15 protein-coding genes and 1 tRNA gene are annotated in these 17,158 nt (G+C 57.6%); 8 read left to right on the forward strand and 8 right to left on the reverse strand.

Annotated elements, in window-relative coordinates; genetic code table 11:
• Positions 1–53 precede the first annotated feature (53 nt).
• Both MK208_RS04995 and MK208_RS05000 read left to right on the forward strand, forming a co-directional pair.
• The gene (locus tag MK208_RS04995; protein WP_294114528.1) at positions 54–686 is read left to right on the forward strand and encodes a DNA-3-methyladenine glycosylase 2 family protein; all 633 of its coding nucleotides are present in this window, start codon (positions 54–56) and stop codon (positions 684–686) included.
• A 58-nt stretch (positions 687–744) separates the two neighbouring features.
• Positions 745–1,959 carry an MFS transporter gene (locus MK208_RS05000; protein ID WP_294114530.1) on the forward strand — a complete coding sequence of 405 codons (1,215 nt, stop codon included), beginning with the start codon at positions 745–747 and terminating at the stop codon, positions 1,957–1,959.
• A 75-nt stretch (positions 1,960–2,034) separates the two neighbouring features.
• Here the strand turns inward: MK208_RS05000 and glnA are convergent, their stop codons facing one another.
• Positions 2,035–3,441 carry a type I glutamate--ammonia ligase gene (gene glnA, locus MK208_RS05005; protein ID WP_294114531.1) on the reverse strand — a complete coding sequence of 469 codons (1,407 nt, stop codon included), beginning with the start codon at positions 3,439–3,441 and terminating at the stop codon, positions 2,035–2,037.
• Positions 3,442–3,480: 39 nt separating this feature from the next.
• A complete protein-coding gene (locus MK208_RS05010; RefSeq protein WP_164642114.1) occupies positions 3,481–3,819 on the reverse strand; it encodes a P-II family nitrogen regulator in 339 nt (112 codons plus the stop codon).
• Between the two features lie 175 nt (positions 3,820–3,994).
• Between MK208_RS05010 and MK208_RS05015 the strand changes: the two genes are divergently transcribed.
• From MK208_RS05015 to MK208_RS05035, 5 genes are all read left to right on the forward strand, one after another.
• Positions 3,995–5,791: an NAD(P)H-hydrate dehydratase gene (locus MK208_RS05015; protein WP_294114536.1), complete on the forward strand. Its 1,797-nt coding sequence runs from the start codon at positions 3,995–3,997 to the stop codon at positions 5,789–5,791.
• A gap of 83 nt (positions 5,792–5,874) precedes the next feature.
• Complete coding sequence (locus MK208_RS05020; protein WP_294114537.1) at positions 5,875–6,933, forward strand: Hint domain-containing protein; 1,059 nt, start codon at positions 5,875–5,877, stop codon at positions 6,931–6,933.
• Between the two features lie 79 nt (positions 6,934–7,012).
• Positions 7,013–7,097, forward strand: a tRNA-Leu gene (locus MK208_RS05025).
• Positions 7,098–7,281: 184 nt separating this feature from the next.
• Positions 7,282–7,653 carry a BlaI/MecI/CopY family transcriptional regulator gene (locus MK208_RS05030; protein WP_294114538.1) on the forward strand — a complete coding sequence of 124 codons (372 nt, stop codon included), beginning with the start codon at positions 7,282–7,284 and terminating at the stop codon, positions 7,651–7,653.
• Entirely contained in the window at positions 7,643–8,758 is a 1,116-nt protein-coding gene (locus tag MK208_RS05035; protein ID WP_294114539.1) for a M56 family metallopeptidase, read from the forward strand. The genes MK208_RS05030 and MK208_RS05035 overlap by 11 nt, the downstream gene beginning before the upstream one ends.
• A 370-nt stretch (positions 8,759–9,128) precedes the next feature.
• Here MK208_RS05035 and MK208_RS05040 read toward each other — a convergent pair whose 3' ends face one another.
• From MK208_RS05040 to MK208_RS05065, 6 genes are all read right to left on the reverse strand, one after another.
• Positions 9,129–9,407: a DUF2160 domain-containing protein gene (locus MK208_RS05040; protein ID WP_294114542.1), complete on the reverse strand. Its 279-nt coding sequence runs from the start codon at positions 9,405–9,407 to the stop codon at positions 9,129–9,131.
• A gap of 1 nt (position 9,408) precedes the next feature.
• The gene (locus tag MK208_RS05045; protein WP_294114544.1) at positions 9,409–10,206 is read right to left on the reverse strand and encodes a carbohydrate ABC transporter permease; all 798 of its coding nucleotides are present in this window, start codon (positions 10,204–10,206) and stop codon (positions 9,409–9,411) included.
• Positions 10,207–10,220: 14 nt separating this feature from the next.
• Positions 10,221–11,084 (reverse strand): sugar ABC transporter permease, encoded by an 864-nt coding sequence (locus MK208_RS05050; protein WP_294114547.1) that lies wholly within the window; start codon positions 11,082–11,084, stop codon positions 10,221–10,223.
• Positions 11,085–11,190: 106 nt separating this feature from the next.
• Positions 11,191–12,282 carry an ABC transporter ATP-binding protein gene (locus MK208_RS05055; RefSeq protein ID WP_294114549.1) on the reverse strand — a complete coding sequence of 364 codons (1,092 nt, stop codon included), beginning with the start codon at positions 12,280–12,282 and terminating at the stop codon, positions 11,191–11,193.
• A gap of 13 nt (positions 12,283–12,295) precedes the next feature.
• Entirely contained in the window at positions 12,296–13,357 is a 1,062-nt protein-coding gene (locus tag MK208_RS05060; protein ID WP_294114551.1) for an ABC transporter ATP-binding protein, read from the reverse strand.
• A gap of 199 nt (positions 13,358–13,556) precedes the next feature.
• A complete protein-coding gene (locus tag MK208_RS05065; protein ID WP_294114553.1) occupies positions 13,557–15,293 on the reverse strand; it encodes an ABC transporter substrate-binding protein in 1,737 nt (578 codons plus the stop codon).
• Between the two features lie 483 nt (positions 15,294–15,776).
• Between MK208_RS05065 and MK208_RS05070 the strand changes: the two genes are divergently transcribed.
• The gene (locus MK208_RS05070) at positions 15,777–17,147 is read left to right on the forward strand and encodes a calcium-binding protein (protein WP_294114554.1); all 1,371 of its coding nucleotides are present in this window, start codon (positions 15,777–15,779) and stop codon (positions 17,145–17,147) included.
• The last annotated feature ends 11 nt before the right edge of the window (positions 17,148–17,158 follow it).

Genomic DNA, 17,158 nt, shown 5'->3' on the forward strand with positions numbered 1-17,158 from the left:
GGTTGCACTTCACCAAGGCGCGATTAAGGTGCCCCACAATCGGGGAGGCACGTGTGAACGTAGGGCGGATCATCAAGACAGAGGACTGTGTGGCGGAGGGAGCGGCATGGCTTGCGGCGCAGGATGTTCGGTTTGCGCGGGCGCTGGAGTTGACAGGCCCCTTGCCGTTGCGGCTGCGTCCGGATGGTTTTGACCAGTTGCTGAGTGCTATTGTTAGCCAGCAGGTGAGTGTGGCTTCAGCTGCGGCGATTTGGAAGCGGATGCAAGACGCAGGGCTGGTGTCGCCAGAAGCCATTATGGCCGCATCAGAGGATGATTTGCGCGGGGCAGGGCTCAGCCGCCAAAAGATGCGCTATGCGCGGTCCTTGGCAGAAGAAGGCATTGATTTTGAGGCGCTGCGATTTGCGCCCAACGACGAGATTTTCAAGACCCTGACCAAGGTCAGCGGCATCGGGATTTGGACGGCAGAGATCTACGCGATGTTTTCTCTCGGCCGCGCGGATGTGTTTGCGCCGGGCGATCTGGCGTTGCAGGAAAGTGCGCGGATGCTGTTTGATCTGGAGGAACGTCCAAAGGAGCGCGCGTTGCGCCAAATGGCGGAAGACTGGTCGCCCTGGCGATCGGTGGCGGCGCGGCTGTTGTGGGCCTACTATCGGGTTGATAAAGGTCGTGAAGGTATTGGTTGAGGCTCCTCTACGGTTGGAGTGAGTGTATCGGGATGTGCCCGAGACAGGAGATTTCTAAATGATAGCCCCATTTGCCGCTGCGCTGCGGGACCCGCTGTTGCGCGTCGCGTTTCTTTGCATTTTGCTGTTCGGTCCTGCGGGGGCCTCGATTGGGCCTTTTCAATCCGTTATCGGTATCGAACGCCTCGAATTGAGCAATGAGGTGTACGCTGTGGTGGTCACGGTTGGCGCGTTGTTCAGTGTGATCGCGTCGTTGATTGTGGGCATTCTACTGGACCGGACCCAAAACTACCGCAACACGCTTTTGTTATGTGTTGTTGTTGGTATTTGCGCCGGCATCCTTATGGGCGCATGGCCGGGCGTGGCGAGTTTTCTTGCCGTTCACCTACTTTTGTTTCCGCTCGCGTCGACCACGTTCACGCAATATTTCACGCTAGCGGCGGTGGCGACGGAGCGAAATCCGTTGCTGGATAAAGATATTGGGTTGTCGCTGATCCGAGCGGCTTTTGCTGGGACCTTTGCGGTTAGTCCACCTTTGTGGGGCATCGCCTTGGCGCGCGGCGTTGATCTTTTGTCGGTGTATTGGGTGATTGCCTTGATCAACGGGATCATTTTTGTGGTGATCCTCGTGATGTGGCCTTCTGACTCTGAGCCTGAGGTAAAGGAAGGGTCCGGTCTCACGTTTTTTGAGGCGTTGAAAGAACTGGCGGCGAAACACCTTCTTTTACGGCTTGGGCTAATCTCCACGGTTTCGTCTGCTGTCGGATTGTTTGGCATCCTGCTGGGGCTGTTGGTGGTGACAACCCTTGGCGGGCAAGAATCCGACATTGGGTGGTTTGCAGGAGGCGTTGCCGCAGTGGAACTGCCGGTGATGCTTGTGAGCGCGCTCTTGCTGAAACGTTTTGCAAGATTGCAAGTGATCCTGGCCGGAACAGTGATTTACGCCTTTAGTATTGCGATGTTGGCAGTGATGCCTTCGATGCAAGCTGCCTGGTGGTTGATTGTGCCATTTGGGATTGGCGCGGGTATTATTTTGTCCGTGCCGGTTGGCTATACCCAGAGCCTGCTGGAACACCGACCTGTGGCGGGAAGCGCGTTGATTTCGATGTCCCATTTTGGCGGCATGATGATTGCGTCAGCAATCTTTGCGGTGTTCTCGGAGGTCTTTGGATATTCGGGGGTTGCCTTAGCTGGGGCTGGATTTTCGTTGGCTGCTGCGGTTATGCTCTATGTCATCGACGGACCGAAATCTAAAGCACAACTGACCGCCTAACTGCGAAACCGCGGACTTCTAAAAAGAAAAAGGGCGCTCCGAAGAGCGCCCTTTGGTGTTTGATCCGACCCGGAATTAGCAGCTGTAGTACATGCCAAATTCGACTGGGTGTGGGGTGTGCTCGTAGTGCTCAACTTCACCCATTTTCAGCTCAATGTAGCCTTCGATCTGGTCTTTGGTGAACACGTCGCCAGCCAGCAGGAAGTCGTGATCCGCTTCCAGGCTTTCCAGAGCTTCGCGCAGGGAGCCACATACGGTTGGGATGCCAGCCAGTTCTTCAGCAGGCAGATCGTAGAGGTTCTTGTCCATGGCTTCGCCTGGATCGATCTTGTTTTTGATGCCGTCAAGGCCAGCCATCAGCAGGGCTGCGAAGCAGAGGTATGGGTTCGCGGATGGATCCGGGAAGCGGGCCTCAACGCGCTTGGCTTTTGGGCTTTCGGTCCATGGGATACGGACACAGCCGGAGCGGTTGCGTGCGGAGTAGGCGCGCAGAACTGGTGCTTCAAAACCCGGGATCAGACGCTTGTAGGAGTTGGTCGATGGGTTGGTGAAGGCGTTCAGGGTCTTCGCGTGCTTCAGGATGCCGCCGATGAAGTACAGCGCTTCGTCGGACAGATCGGCATATTTGTCGCCCGCAAACAGTGGCTTACCGTCTTTCCAGATGGACATGTTCACGTGCATGCCGGTGCCGTTGTCGCCGTAGATCGGCTTTGGCATGAAGGTGGCGGATTTGCCGTAAGACGCGGCCACGTTGTGGATCACGTATTTGTATTTCTGCAGCTCGTCGGCCTGTTTGGTGAGCGTGTCAAAGATCAAGCCCAGTTCGTGCTGACAGGACGCCACTTCGTGGTGGTGCTTGTCGGTTTTCATGCCCAGACGCTTCATGGTGGAGAGCATCTCGGAACGCAGGTCGTGGCTGTCGTCGGTTGGGTTTACAGGGAAGTAGCCGCCTTTGATGCCAGGACGGTGGCCCATGTTGCCCATTTCGTATTCTGTGTCGGTGTTCCAGGAACCGTCAATCGCATCAACTTCGTAGGATACTTTGTTGATTTTGTTCTCGAAACGAACGTCGTCAAACAGGAAAAATTCCGCTTCTGGACCCATGTAGGCCGCATCGCCGATGCCGGAGGACTTCAGGTAAGCTTCTGCTTTTTCGGCAGTGCCGCGTGGGTCACGCTCATAGGCTTCGCCGGTGTCTGGCTCAACGATGGAGCAGTGGATGCAGATGGTTTTCTCAGCATAGAACGGATCAACGTAGGCAGACGTGGTGTCCGGGATCAGTTTCATGTCGGAGTTTTCGATGGATTTCCAGCCTTCGATGGAGGACCCGTCAAACATGAAGCCTTCTTCGAGGAAGTCTTCGTCTACGAGATCCACGTCCACGGTCACGTGCTGCAACTTGCCGCGTGTGTCGGTGAAACGGATGTCGACATAGGCCGCATCTTCGTCTTTGATCAGCTGGAGAACTGCGTCTGCGCTCATTCCCTTAGTCCTTCTGATTGCTTTGAATTCTGGTTAAATTTACAGCGCGTCCGGGCCGGATTCACCGGTACGGATGCGGATGGCTTGCTCCACAGGGGAGACAAAGATCTTGCCGTCGCCGATCTTGTCGGTTTTGGCAGCGCCCACGATGGCCTCGATTGCGCCGTCAACCTGATCGGCCTCAAGCACAACTTCGATTTTCACTTTGGGCAGGAAGTCCACAACGTATTCCGCACCGCGATACAGCTCCGTGTGGCCTTTCTGACGGCCGAAACCTTTGACTTCGACAACGCTCAGACCCTGGATGCCAAAATCCTGCAGGGCTTCTTTGACTTCATCAAGTTTGAACGGCTTGATGATGGCTTCGATCTTTTTCATGTGGAGGCTCCTCCTCAGGTGCGTTCTTGAAATTCGACAGACCACTTTCACTGCGGGGTCACAATTGGATAGGGTGACGCAGGGCTCTCTGGATGGGCGGATTTCAGGGTTGTGCTTAAAAATTAGGCAATGTGGCGCGAGAATGCGCTGAATTGAATCGCAGGATGTTTCACAAATGAGCGAATTGTTAACCGCTGCCCAAATGCGCGCCATCGAGCAGGCCGCAATTGAGTCGGGTGATGTGACTGGTCTGGAGTTGATGGAGCGCGCCGGGCAGGGTGTGGTGGAGGCGATTTTTGAGGAATGGCCGGAGCTTGGTGCTCGGGATAATGAGGCTGGGGGCCAGCCCCCAGACCCCCGGGATACTTCTGTCAAGACGAAGTGTGCGGTGGTGCTGTGCGGGCCGGGCAACAATGGCGGCGACGGGTTTGTGGTGGCGCGGCTGTTGCATGAACTGGGGTGGACAGTTGAGGTGCTTCTCTATGGAGATGCCGAGAAGCTGCCGCCGGATGCGCGGGTGAACTATCAGCGGTGGTGTGCGTTGGGGGACGTTGATCCGCTCACTGAAAAGAACCTACGGAAAGGTGGCTTCGCTGACATTTATGTCGATGCCTTGTTTGGGACTGGGTTAAAGCGAGGATTGGAAGGTGAGATTTTTAGCGTCGTAAGACATCTTTCGGGCGTGGGTGGAGATCACTACCAGGACCGAATGATTAGCATTGATGCGCCGTCTGGTCTTTGTTTGGATAGTGGACACGTGTTGCAGCAAGAGCCTATTGCGGTTTGGCCAGACGAGTTGCTGCGGAACCTTCCCAAAGAAGTGAAAGATCGAATGGCGCCCATTGGCGGCCCACGGGCTTTGCATGATCGATTTGCCGCGTTGACCGTGTGCTTTGATAGCCCAAAACCGGGACATTTTTTGGCGCAGGGACCGGACCTTTGTGGCCAGGTTGTTGTCAAAGATATCGGGATTTCTAAACAGCGATGCCAGTACAATGGTGATCCTTATGATGACGCGTTTGCCTTTGGACCGAAATCACCGAGTCCTGTGATGAGGCCTGTATTTCTGAGGCTTGTTGAGCAGCAAAGCCGCTCAGAGGATCCGCGCCCCTTTGGAAGATTGGCGTTGCATCATTTGCAAAAAAATCGAGGTAACCACAAATTCTCCCACGGCCACGCCCTTATACTCTCCGGCGGTTCCGGCAAAACTGGCGCGGCTCGGTTGGCGGCGCGGGGGGCTTTGCGCATTGGGGCGGGGCTTGTCACGCTGGGCGTGCCGCCCAATGCACAACAAGAGGTGGCTTGTCAGATCACCGCCTTGATGCTGCAGCGAGTGGGGGATGCTCAGGCATTTGCGGACGTCTTGCAGGATGAACGCCTAAACGCGCTGTGTTTGGGGCCGGGCTTGGGACTGGAGCGGGCGCGAGAGTTGGTACCGGTGGCGCTTTCCTCTAAACGTGCTGCGGTGCTGGATGCGGATGCGTTGAGCGCTTATGCAGGTGACCCGACAGAACTTTTTGATCTTTTGCATGAAAACGTTGTGTTGACGCCGCATGGCGGCGAGTTTGCGCGGCTGTTTCCAGACATTGCGGCCAAGCTGGCGGAACCACCGACCAAAGGCCCTGCCTACTCTAAGGTGGACGCCACGCGGGAAGCTGCCGCGCGGGCAGGGTGCGTCGTTCTGTTCAAGGGGCCGGATACTGTGATTGCCTCGCCAAATGGGTTCTGTGCGGTGAATGCGGCGGTCTATGAGCGCGCTGCGCCCTGGTTGGCGACGGCGGGATCAGGAGATGTTTTGGCAGGGTTCATCACCGGGCTTCTGGCGCGTGGGTTGGCGCCACAACAGGCCGCGGAGGCAGCGGCGTGCTTGCATGTGGAGTGCGCGCGGGCGTTTGGGCCGGGGTTGATCGCGGAGGATTTGCCAGAGATGCTGCCGCAGGTATTGCGCTCTTTGGACAACGCGCGGCGGTAATATGCGGCGGCTTGCTGGTCTTTGCTTCAAATTTGACGTAGCCTGATTGCAACAAAAAAACGCAGGTCGGGCAGGTCTGTTCCATGGCAACTTATTCTTTCTGGGCGTTGGGCGAGTCCCATGTCTCTGTGTCTGGTGGCGTTTCGCTGGACGGGATCACGCAGGGTGATGGCAGCCACCTTGTGGGAGAAACCATCACGTTGACGGACAACGCCTGGGAACAGATCTCCGTCCGAGATCGCGGCAGCGACACCAACTTTGACGATAATGACGGCAATCAAAGATTGGCGGGATCTCAAACGTTTGACGGCACCACCTACGGCAACAATACGCGGATCGAAGCGGAATACGAGTTTGTTCTGTTGGATCCCAGCACAGGACAGACCTATCGCGTCCTCTCGGTGAACTTCAACAATTCCACTCCAGCCTACGGCACGGTGGAGGGCTTGGCGTTTGTGGACGAGTTCCCTCCAGTTGGCGTGCCGTTGACGGTGATTTCGGCCCGAGAAGGCCCCACCGGCGGCACCGCGGTGGATCAGTCAAATATTGCGGCGCCGCCGTGTTTCACACCTGGGACAATGATCCGGGTACGGGGAGGCGCCAAGCCGGTTGAAGAAATCATGGTTGGTGATTTGGTCAAGACATTGGATCGCGGGTTTCAGCCGGTGCGTTGGGTGGGCGCTGTGAAGCTGGGCCGTGCGGCGCTGCAGGCAAATCCGACATTCCGACCTGTGGTGATCCGCAAAGATGCGTTTGGTGCAGGGCGGCCGCGCCGAGACATGATGGTGTCGCCGCAGCATCGCGTGCTGCTGGACGGCTGGCGGGCCGAGTTGATCTGTGGCGTGCCACAGGTGCTGGCCGCAGCGGCGCATTTGGTGAACGATCGCACGGTGCGCGTTGCGACGCTGGCCGACCAGATCACGTACATTCACCTACAGTTTGATCAGCACGAGATTGTCGAGAGTGACGGGTTGTTGACCGAAGGCCTGTATGCGGGGCCTATGGCATTGAAGAGCTTGCCAAAAGACAGTCGTGCAGAGCTGGGGGCACTGTTCCCTGGTCTGACAAGCGGTGGGTGCGGCAGCCTCGTGCGACCCCTGGCGTGCAAGCAGGAAGTGCAGGCTATTCAGTTGGCTGGGTGACGGATTTGCGAGAAATTGCGCTGTGATGCACTTTACCTCTCGCATCCCGCAAAAAGCTTTGCTAAGACGCGCGGACCATGCGGGTGTGGCGGAATTGGTAGACGCACCAGATTTAGGTTCTGGCGCCGCGAGGCGTGGGGGTTCAAGTCCCTTCACCCGCACCATGGTAACTCTCAGATAGAGCTAAAGATGTGCAAAAGGCCCGAGCGTCTTGAGTGCCGAACAATCTCCGTTGGTGTGAGCTGATCGGCGTGCTGCAAAAAATACTTCCCCTAATTCCCATGATGCAGTACTAATTTCCTAGTAATCAAACACGGAGTGGCCACGTTGGCACGTCGACGCAGCGAGATGCTCACGGATGTTGAGCTGGAGTTTATGATCGCCCTTTGGGAGATCGGCACAGGGTCTGTGCGCGATATTATGGGGGCGCTCAACGACGATCAGCAGCGCGCTTATACGTCTGTTGCTACCGTGATGAAAATTCTCGACGACAAGGGATTTGTGACCTCGGACCGCAAAGACCGGGCTCTGGTCTATACCCCTGCCGTTCAGAAGCGCGACTATGAAGGTCGCAGCCTCAAAAATCTGTCTAAAACCTTGTTTGGAGGAACCCCGACGGCGCTGGTGGCGCGACTGGTGGATAATGAGGACCTGACAGACGAAATGATCCAGGAAATCAAAGAGATCATCGACACAAGGATCAGAAAGGATGACGGTTGATCAAATCGTAGGGGGGGCGATCTGGGTTCAGTTACTGATCCTGTTAGCCGCGATTGTTTTTGCCATCTTTGAGGGCCTCTTTGTGCTGACCGGCGGGCGGCGCAGTTTTTCGACGCGACGACGATTGGGCATGGCAGCCATTGCCTGTCTGGCCGTGGTGCCTGTGGTGACGCCGTATCTGATGACGACGTCTTATGCGGCCTCTGTGAACGCCACAGATGTTGTGGTTTCTCAGGTGCTTAACGGAAATCTTTCCTTGTCGGCGCAAGAGATGTCGGCGCTGCTGGCGATGAAAACACAGTGGTTGGATCAGATGTCAACCGGTGGCTCGATTGTGGCGCAAGTGTTGATCGCGGCTTTTGCCGCTGGATTTGTGATGCGCGGTATCTACTTGACGATCAACATTGGGCGTATCCGCCGAGCGATTTCGGCGGGTCGTGTTGTTCAGCGCACAAAATGGGTGTCCGTGGTCGTATCTCCCGCGGTGGACGTGCCGTTTTCAACACGTGGGGTGCTGCGCTACTATGTGGTGCTGCCAAGGTCGTTGTTCCGCGATGGGGCGGGTGTTAAGATGGCACTGGGTCATGAGATGCAGCATATCCGTCAAGGGGACGTGGATGCCGAGGTGTTGCTGTCTTTGATCTCTCCTTTGGCAGTGCTCAATCCCGGTTTTTGGTTTCTTTCCAGCCGCTTGCGTAAGCTTGGCGAGCTGGCCTGTGACCGGGCCTATTTGGCGCGCAAGGGCTTTGATGCGCATGGCTATGCGCTTCGGTTGTTGGAAATCGCTCGGTTTTCGCAAGCGCAGGCCAAAGCGCAGCCGACGGCTTTTGGTGTGCCTTTGGTGGGGCGCAAGATCCCTTTCTTATCACGTCGGTCTATGTTGAAAGATCGCATTGTGGAGATTGCGCGGGATCAGGATGATCCGGCCAAGGAAGCCCTGGTTTTGGGCGCTGGTATGTCGGTGTTGATGGCCGGTGTGGTGCTGCTTGGCGCGGTCTCGCTGACCGAGCCAGAGGATTGGAGCCATGAGCGTATCATGCTCAGCACGGTGGCCAATCTGGACCGACTAAACGAGCTTAACACACTGGCGCAGCGCAGCTGGTAACGCCCTCCGAATTTCCTAAGAAACGGTCCCGTCACAGTATCCTGCGGCGGGGCCGTTAACGTTTGAAATCCACGTCGGTATTCTGTCGGTATCGCGGCTGTTTTGCGGCGGTGCGTGTTTTGAGAACGTGGCGGCGTTAAGGAAGGTTTCGGCCGCTTAAGAATTGAGGCGCAGCCCCCGTCGCTAGTGGCGATTCCCTCGATGTATTTGGGAAAGGAGAAGCAAATCGCCTCTGCTTCTTCTTGCCTTAAATATCCCCGCCGGAGGCATCCATGCGTGCGGTTGGGAGCGGGTGGTGCGGCTCCTGCCCAAACAGAAAGGGCAGCGCTGTGCTTGGCGCTGCCCTTTGGTCTTCTCTCAGTTTTGGGGGTCAGACCTTCCAGAAGCAAAAGGTGCCCCAGCCAATCGCCAATCCCAGCGGCCACCAAAGCGGTTCGCCCATCAGGCCGAGCCAGGCGAGGAAGATGAAGCTGCCTCCGAGACAGGTGAGAAACAGTCGGTCACCGCGGGTGGTGGTGAGGCCAAGCGCGCCTTTGCGCTCAGCTCCGCCGGGGTACTTGATCTCCAACACAATCAGCAGGCCAATTGTGGAGAACAGGCAGATGAAGATTGCGGCCGTGGGCCAGGTCCATGCCATCCAGCTTAGCATATCAAACTCTCCCCATCGCGAAGCCCTTCGCGATGTAGTTGCGGACAAAATAGATCACGATGGCGCCGGGGATGATGGTGAGCGTGCCGGCAGCGGCCAGCAGTCCTAATTCATATCCCGCCGAAGAGGCGGTTTTGGTCATCGTGGCGGCGATGGGCTTGGCGGCCACAGCGGTCAGGGTTTTGGCCAAGAGCAGCTCCACCCATGAGAACATGAAGCAGAAGAAGGCGGCGACGCCAACGCCAGCTTTGATCGTGGGGATGAAGATCGTCAGGAAGAAGCGTGGGAAGGAATAGCCATCCACATATGCGGTTTCATCCAGCTCTTTGGGTACGCCACCCATGAAGCCTTCCAAGATCCACACGGCGAGCGGGATGTTGAAGAGGCAATGCGCCAATGCCACGGCGAGGTGCGTGTCAAACAGGCCCACGGCGGAGTAGAGCTGAAAGAAGGGCAGGGCAAACACGGCCGCGGGTGCCATGCGGTTGGTCAGCAGCCAGAAGAACAGTTGTTTGTCGCCCAGGAAGCGATAGCGGCTGAAGGCGTAGGCCGCTGGCAGGGCCACGGCGATGGAGATCACCGTGTTCAGAGACACGTAGATGATCGAGTTGATGTAGCCCCAATACCATGTCGGATCGGTGAAGATCGTGACGTAGGCCTCCAGCGTGAAGGTCTGTGGGAAGAGCGAAAACCCGGAGAGGATCTCGTTGGTGGTTTTGAAGCTCATCGCCACCAGCCAGTAGATCGGCAGCATCAGGAACAGGATGTAGAGGATGGGGACAAGAGAACGTTTGCGCATTGTCGTGTCCTTTCTTAGTTCAAGTCGTCTTTGGTCATGAGTGTGTAGAACAGCCAGGACACAAAGAGGGTGATTGCGAAGTAGATGAGGCTCATCGCGGCGGCAGGGCCGAGGTCAAATTGACCCAATGCGATTTTCACCAGATCGATGGACAGGAGCGTGGTCGAGTTGCCGGGGCCACCGCCCGTGAGCACGAAAGGTTCCGTGTAGATGTTGAAGCTGTCCATGAAGCGCAGAAGGATGGCGATGGTCAGAACGTTCTTCATCTTGGGCAATTGGATGTAGCGGAACACGGACCAGTTGGAGGCGCCGTCGATCTTGGCCGCCTGATAATAGGCGTCGGGGATCGAGACGAGACCGGCGTAAGCCAGCAGCACAACCAGAGAGGTCCAGTGCCACACATCCATGGTGATGATGGTGATCCAGGCCGCCACAGGGTCCTGTGTCATGTCATAGTTGATGCCCAGCACGTGGTTCAGGAAGTAGCCGAGCAGGCCAATGTCTGGCAGGGCAAAGATGTTCCACATCGCACCTACCACGTTCCAAGGGATCAGCATGGGCAGGGCCATCAGCACAAGGCAGACTGGCACCCAGAAGCCTTTGCGCGGCATGGCCAGCGCGATGGCGATGCCGAGCGGCACTTCGATGATCAGGATCATGAAGGTGAAGAAGAACTGACGTCCCAAGGCGGCGTGGAAACGTTCGGAGCGCAGGATCTGTTCAAACCAGGTGAGGCCTTCCCAGAAGAAGAGGTTGTCGCCGAAGGTTTCCTGCACCGAGTAGTTGACCACCGTCATCATTGGGATGATGGCGTTGAACGCCACGAGGATCAGCACCGGGAGCACAAAGAACCAGGCTTTTTGGTTTTCGGTTTTCATGTTTTGGTCCCCTGACTATCGGCACCCGTCCCGGACGTGATCCGGGACCTCTTGATGTTTTGCGCGAGGCCCCGGATCAGGTCCGGGGCGCGAAGGTGTGGTTCGCTCATGTCGCGCTCTCCTTTTGAGCGGGCGTGGTGGCAATCCAGCCGTCGGCATAGAGCCGGGTTTGATGCGGTGTGAATTGCAGATGCACGGTGTCGCCCACGGCGGGCGGGGTGTCATTGATGATGGCGGCAACTTTGCTGTCGCCAACGGAGACCTCGACCACGGCGTGGCGGCCGACGTCCGCGACACGTTTGACGGTGCCTGCAATGCCACTGTCGCCAAGGGAGACAAACTCTGGACGGATGCCGATTTCCAACGTGCCGCTCGTGCCTGCCGCGATGGGGCCTTCGAGAGTCACGGGTTGGCCATTGAAGATCGCCTGACCGTCTTTGACCTCGGCAGGCAGCACGTTCATGCCAGGTGAGCCGATGAAGTGGCCCACAAATGTGTGGGCGGGGCGTTCAAAGAGCTCTTCGGGCGTGCCGATCTGCACCACTTCGCCCAGTTGCATGACCACCACCTGATCGGCGAAGGTGAGGGCTTCGGTCTGGTCGTGGGTCACGTAGATCATTGTGTGAGAGACACGCTGATGCAGCTCTTTCAGCTTGGTGCGCAGTTTCCACTTGAGGTGCGGGTCGATCACAGTGAGCGGCTCGTCAAACATCACAACGTTCACGTCGTCCCGCACGAGACCACGGCCCATGGAGATTTTCTGTTTGTTGTCAGGTGACAGGCCAGCCGCTTTGCGGTCCAGAATGTCAGTGACTTCCAGCATCTCGGCAATCTCGGCCACGCGCTTTTCGATGATCGCGGGATCAACGCCACGGTTTTTGAGCGGGAACGCGAGGTTCTGACGCACGGTCATGGTGTCGTAGATCACCGGGAACTGGAAGACCTGCGCGATGTCGCGCTGATCAGGTGGCAGTTTGGTGACGTCTTGGCCGTCAAACAGGATTTGGCCCTCGGATGGTTCCAACAGGCCGGAGATGATGTTGAGAAGGGTGGATTTGCCACAGCCGGACGGGCCAAGCAGAGCGTATGCGCCACCGTCCTGCCAATCCAGATCGACTTCTTTGAGGGCATAGTCTTGCGGGCCTTTGGGCTCTGGAAAGTAACTGTGCCGCAGGTTTTTGAGTGTGATTTTCGCCATTGATCTGTGCCCTTTAGCCGACGCGGGCGCCGTCGGGCGCGAAGTAGAAACAGGTGGTTGGATCAAGGAAGAAGTTGTGATCTTCGCCAATCCGGTAGGGGTGGGTGCCATGGGCGAGGCTGACCCAGCTGTTGCCGTCAAACTCAAAGTGGGCTGAGCTTTCCGAACCGGAGAGTTCGGTCACACCGACATGGCCGGTCAGGGCCACGTCGGAGCCGTCGTGCGCATGGGGCAGCACGTGGTGCGGGCGCACGGCCATGATGTAGTCGCCATCGGTCAGGCCAGCGGCCTCGCCAGACGCGGTCCAGCTAAGATTGCCAAGATGTATGGCGTCGCCGCGTTTGGTGACTGGGGCGTGGTTGATGGGCGGGTCGGAGAACACGCGCGCTGCGGTCAAAGATGCCGGGGCGCGGTAGATGTCGGCGGTGGGGCCAAACTGCGCCACGTTGCCGTCCACCATCAGGGCGGTTTCGCCGCCCAGCAGTAGGGCTTCTTCAGGCTCTGATGTCGCATAGACCACCACGGCGCCACGACCGGCGAAAAGTTCGGGCAACTGCTCGCGCAGTTCTTCGCGCAGTTTGTAGTCGAGGTTGGCCAAAGGCTCATCCAGGAATACAGCGCGGCTTTCTTTGGCGATGGCACGGGCGAGGGCGCAGCGTTGTTGTTGGCCGCCGGAGAGCTCATGCGGACGGCGGTGCAACATGGGGCCAAGTTGCAGGATGTCTGCGGCCTCTGCGACGCGGTCGTTGATCTCGGATTTGGCCATGCCTGCGACCTTCAGGGGTGAGGCGATGTTATCAAACACGGTCATGTGCGGGTAGTTCACAAAGAACTGGTGCACGAGGCTGATCTTGCGTTTTTGCGTGGTGAGGGCGGTGACGTCTTCGCCCTCCATGAGGATCTGACCGGAGGCGATCGGGTCAAGCCCAGCCATCATCTTAATCAGAGAGGTTTTGCCAGCGCCGGTTTCGCCCAGCAGCACGTTGAAGTGGCCTTTTCTCAACGTGAGGGTCGTGGGTTTGATGTGTGTCACACCCTGCACGACCTTCGTAATATTATTTATTTCCAGTGCCATGGATGCACCTTTTGATCCTTGTGTCGCCCTGTGGAGGAGGGACCCGAGTGGGTGGGGAGTTGGGCAGGTTGGCCGGGGCTTAGAGGGTAAGCCCTGGCCAGTTCGACCAATTTCACGGGGAGTGAATGGTCTGGAGGAACTTTAAGTTGCCGCTTGTTCGGGGAGCGAATGCCCGCTCCCCAAATTTGCGCGACAGCTTTTAGTTAGAGCTCCAGCGGGCTACGAGGTCGTCGTAGTTGACGGTCTCACCCTGTGGCTTTTCGTTGTCCAGCTTTGGCTTCGCGCCGCCGTTGGCAAACCACCACTCTGCGTCTTTCTCTTCGTTCAGACGTGGGCCGCAGCCGCCGTAGACATTCTGAGCTTCGTCTGCACGCTGCATACGGGCCATGGTGATGTCCATTTCTTCGGCCAGACGGTCCATCGCTTCCTGCGGAGTAAAGGCACCGGAGTTCACGTCACCGATCTGCTGCCACCAGATTTGGGCGAGCTTCGGATAATCCGGCACGTTCACGCCGGTTGGGGACCATGCCACGCGATCAGGCGAGCGGTAGAATTCCACCAGACCACCCAGTTTTGGGGCACGCTCGGTGAAGCTTTCGTGGTTCACAGAGCTGTCACGGATGAAGGTCAGACCCACGTGGGATTTTTTCACGTCAACCGTTTTGGAGGTCACGAACTGTGCATAGAGCCATGCGGCCTGGGCGCGGTCCGAGGGGGTGGACTTCAGGAAGGTCCAGGAGCCCACGTCCTGATAGCCAACCTTCTGACCTTCTTCCCAGTAGGGGCCGTGCGGGCTTGGTGCCATACGCCACAATGGGTTGCCGTCGCCGTCCACGGTGTTGTTGCCTTCAGACTGTGGCTTCACCATGTCTGCGGTAAAGGCGGTGTACCAGAAGATCTGCTGGGCCACGTTGCCTTGTGCCAGAGCTGGCAGCGACTGATAGAAGTCATAAGACGCCGCACCGGGAGGGGCGTAGTTGCGCAGCCATTCGTCCCATTTGCGGATCGCGTAGACCGCAGCTGGGCCGTTTGCTGCACCACCACGGGTGACGGATGCGCCAGCCGGGTTACAGGAGCCTTCTTCCATGCGGATGCCCCATTCGTCGATGGGCACACCGTTTGGTTCGCCTTTGGAGCCTGCGCCCGCCATGGAGAGCCATGCGTCGGTCATACGCCAGCCAAGGTCAGGGGCGCGTTTGCCGTAGTCCATGTGGCCGTAGATGTCGACACCGTCGATGTTCTTCACGTCTTTGGAGAAGAACTCTGCGATGTCTTCGTACGCGGACCAGTTCACAGGCACACCGAGGTCATAGCCGTATTTCGCTTTGAAGGCCTCTTGCAGGTCTTCGCGGTCAAACCAGTCTTTGCGGAACCAATAGAGGTTTGCGAACTGCTGGTCTGGCAGCTGATACAGGTCGCCATCCGGACCGGTGGTGAACTGGGTGCCCATGAAGTCATCCAGATCCAGCGTCGGAGAGGTGGTGCCGGACCATTCGCCCGCCATCATGTCGGTCAGGTTGTAGGCCAGCTGCAGGCGGGAGTGCGTGCCAATCAGGTCGGAGTCGTTGACGTAGCCGTCATAGAGGTTCCGTTTGGTCTGCATCTGTGTCTGCACCGCCTGAACCACTTCGCCCTCGCCGAGGATCTGGTGGTTGACCTTGATGCCGGTGATTTCTTCGAAAGCCTTGGTCAGAACTTCGGCTTCATAGCCGTGGGTCGGAATGCCTTCCGACAGCACGTTGATTTCCATGCCCGCATAGGGCTGTGCAGCGGAGATGAACCACTGCATTTCGCTCATCTGCTCGTCTTTGGACAGCGAAGACGGCTGGAATTCTGCGTCGATCCAGCGCTTGGCTGCCGCTTCGTCGGCATAAAGCGATTGTGTACCCGCAATCACGGCAGACGCCGCGACGGCGGAGATAAGATACTTCCGCATCTTGTCCTCCCAAATGTTTGTAGACCAGCCTAGCAGACCGGATGCCTAAAGGTGTCAAATGCGCTTTTTTCAGTCAACTAATAATTTAGTAGATAGTCCTATCGCCGGCGCTCTTTGCGTTTAAGTAATTGCAAAATATTATGAAAATGCAAACGCTAACTTAGCGGAAGTGAGAAGCTCTGCCCCAAAATTGCGTCAGATTTGCGATTCTGTCTATGTTCGATTTGTTCGTAGAGGCGCGCAAATGCTCGCCTCGCACCTTGGATTCGTCGGTTGATGTGAGATCGTCGAACCGGATCGCGGAGATGTGATTTTAGTCGTTTTGTGCTGAAAATGCGCCTTTGGCGCGCAACTGTTCCGAAATTGGAAACAGTTCGTATAAAATTTTTCTTAACCTCTGCACAATTTTGACGGTAGGCTGGAGGGGCTGGCACTATCTCCGACGACTTTTCGAATTTCCGACAAAACCTGTGGGGGCAGTCTATGTTTTTTTTGAGCGTTTTATTGCCTTTGTTGGCAGGCGTGGCCGCGGCCACTGTTGATGGCTCCACCGGATCGGGCGGGGACGGCAGCGGCGATGGCGGGGGCGACGGCACTCCGGACACACGTGATGACACCGTTACCGGTGGGGATACCACAGGAGATACGCCGGGCGGCGGCACCATTGAAGATGTGCTGGACGACCTCATGGGGGGCGACACGCCAGATGCGGATGACGGCGGTGACGACGGCGGCTCCGGTGATGGTGGCAGCGGTGAAACGCCGGTTGCAAGCGAGCCGGGAGAGGTGTTTGCGGGCACCGACGCGGACGACAGTCTGATTGGGACCGAGCGCGATGACACGATGACCGGTGCGGCCGGCAATGATCGGCTGGATGGGGCCGGCGGCAATGACTTTATCGATGGCGAGGCCGGCGACGACGTGATTTTGGGCCGCCATGGCGTGGATGTGGTCAACGGCAACGATGGCAATGACCTGGTCAAAGGCGGCAAGGGCGACGACTTCCTGTTTGGAGAAGCCGGTGATGATACGCTGATTGGCTCGCCGGGCGATGACGTTGTGGTGGCCGGAAGCGGCTCTGATTACGTGCGCGGCGATCAAGGCGACGACGTGCTTGTCGCGCTGGATGATTTGGCGGAAGAGACCGCCTCGGACGTGCTGCACGGCGGGATTGGCAATGACCGGCTGATTGGGGATGACGGTGACACGCTCACCGGCGGGGACGGTGTGGATAAGTTCGAAGTGGTTGTGGGCGGCGCGCCTGTGACGATCACCGATTTCCAGCTGTTCCATGGGGAAGGTGCGGAACTGCGCACGGATCTGCTGACCTTCCTCAATGCAGAAGGAGATATCATCTCTCGCGAGGACATTCTGGCCAATGGCGGACGGCTGGCGGATGCTGAAGATGGCTCCGGCGTTGAGGTCTATTATGACGGGATGATGGTGGCCTTTATTGAAGGCTATCCCGCAGATGATTTCCGGGCTGACACTAACTGGCTGGGCAACTTCTCGCCGGAGTTGACAGGGCTGCTGGATGGCGACGACCTGCTGGAGGGGGATGCCAGTGGTGCGCCGACAGATGACAACCTGCATGGTGGTCTTGGCGATGACACGCTGATTGGCGGGCTTGGCGGAGACACGCTGGAAGGTGGGCAGGGCGATGATGTTCTCAACACTCGCGACAGTGTGGCCGGTGGCGAGGGGCAAGACCTGGCGATTGGCGGGTTTGGCGATGACCACTTTATTGCCGATGCTGGTGATGTGATTGGCGGCCAGGAAGGTCGCGATGCCTATGACATCTATGTGCCCACCTGTCTGACGTCAGCACCTATGGGTCCAATTAGGGTGATTTGATAAGGGAGAGT

The sequence above is a fragment of the Shimia sp. genome (assembly GCF_022448905.1).
GTDB lineage: Bacteria > Pseudomonadota > Alphaproteobacteria > Rhodobacterales > Rhodobacteraceae > Shimia.

Coding starts and splice junctions, on each gene's coding strand:
- MK208_RS05000 (WP_294114530.1), top strand. CDS start 745: ATGATAGCCCCATTTGCCGCTGCGCTGCGGGACCCGCTGTTGCGCGTC.
- MK208_RS05070 (WP_294114554.1), top strand. CDS start 15,777: ATGTTTTTTTTGAGCGTTTTATTGCCTTTGTTGGCAGGCGTGGCCGCG.
- MK208_RS05020 (WP_294114537.1), top strand. CDS start 5,875: ATGGCAACTTATTCTTTCTGGGCGTTGGGCGAGTCCCATGTCTCTGTG.
- MK208_RS05050 (WP_294114547.1), bottom strand. CDS start 11,084: ATGAAAACCGAAAACCAAAAAGCCTGGTTCTTTGTGCTCCCGGTGCTG.
- MK208_RS05015 (WP_294114536.1), top strand. CDS start 3,995: ATGAGCGAATTGTTAACCGCTGCCCAAATGCGCGCCATCGAGCAGGCC.
- MK208_RS05060 (WP_294114551.1), bottom strand. CDS start 13,357: ATGGCACTGGAAATAAATAATATTACGAAGGTCGTGCAGGGTGTGACA.
- MK208_RS05010 (WP_164642114.1), bottom strand. CDS start 3,819: ATGAAAAAGATCGAAGCCATCATCAAGCCGTTCAAACTTGATGAAGTC.
- MK208_RS05045 (WP_294114544.1), bottom strand. CDS start 10,206: ATGCGCAAACGTTCTCTTGTCCCCATCCTCTACATCCTGTTCCTGATG.
- MK208_RS05035 (WP_294114539.1), top strand. CDS start 7,643: ATGACGGTTGATCAAATCGTAGGGGGGGCGATCTGGGTTCAGTTACTG.
- MK208_RS05065 (WP_294114553.1), bottom strand. CDS start 15,293: ATGCGGAAGTATCTTATCTCCGCCGTCGCGGCGTCTGCCGTGATTGCG.
- MK208_RS05055 (WP_294114549.1), bottom strand. CDS start 12,282: ATGGCGAAAATCACACTCAAAAACCTGCGGCACAGTTACTTTCCAGAG.
- MK208_RS05030 (WP_294114538.1), top strand. CDS start 7,282: ATGCTCACGGATGTTGAGCTGGAGTTTATGATCGCCCTTTGGGAGATC.
- MK208_RS05040 (WP_294114542.1), bottom strand. CDS start 9,407: ATGCTAAGCTGGATGGCATGGACCTGGCCCACGGCCGCAATCTTCATC.
- glnA (WP_294114531.1), bottom strand. CDS start 3,441: ATGAGCGCAGACGCAGTTCTCCAGCTGATCAAAGACGAAGATGCGGCC.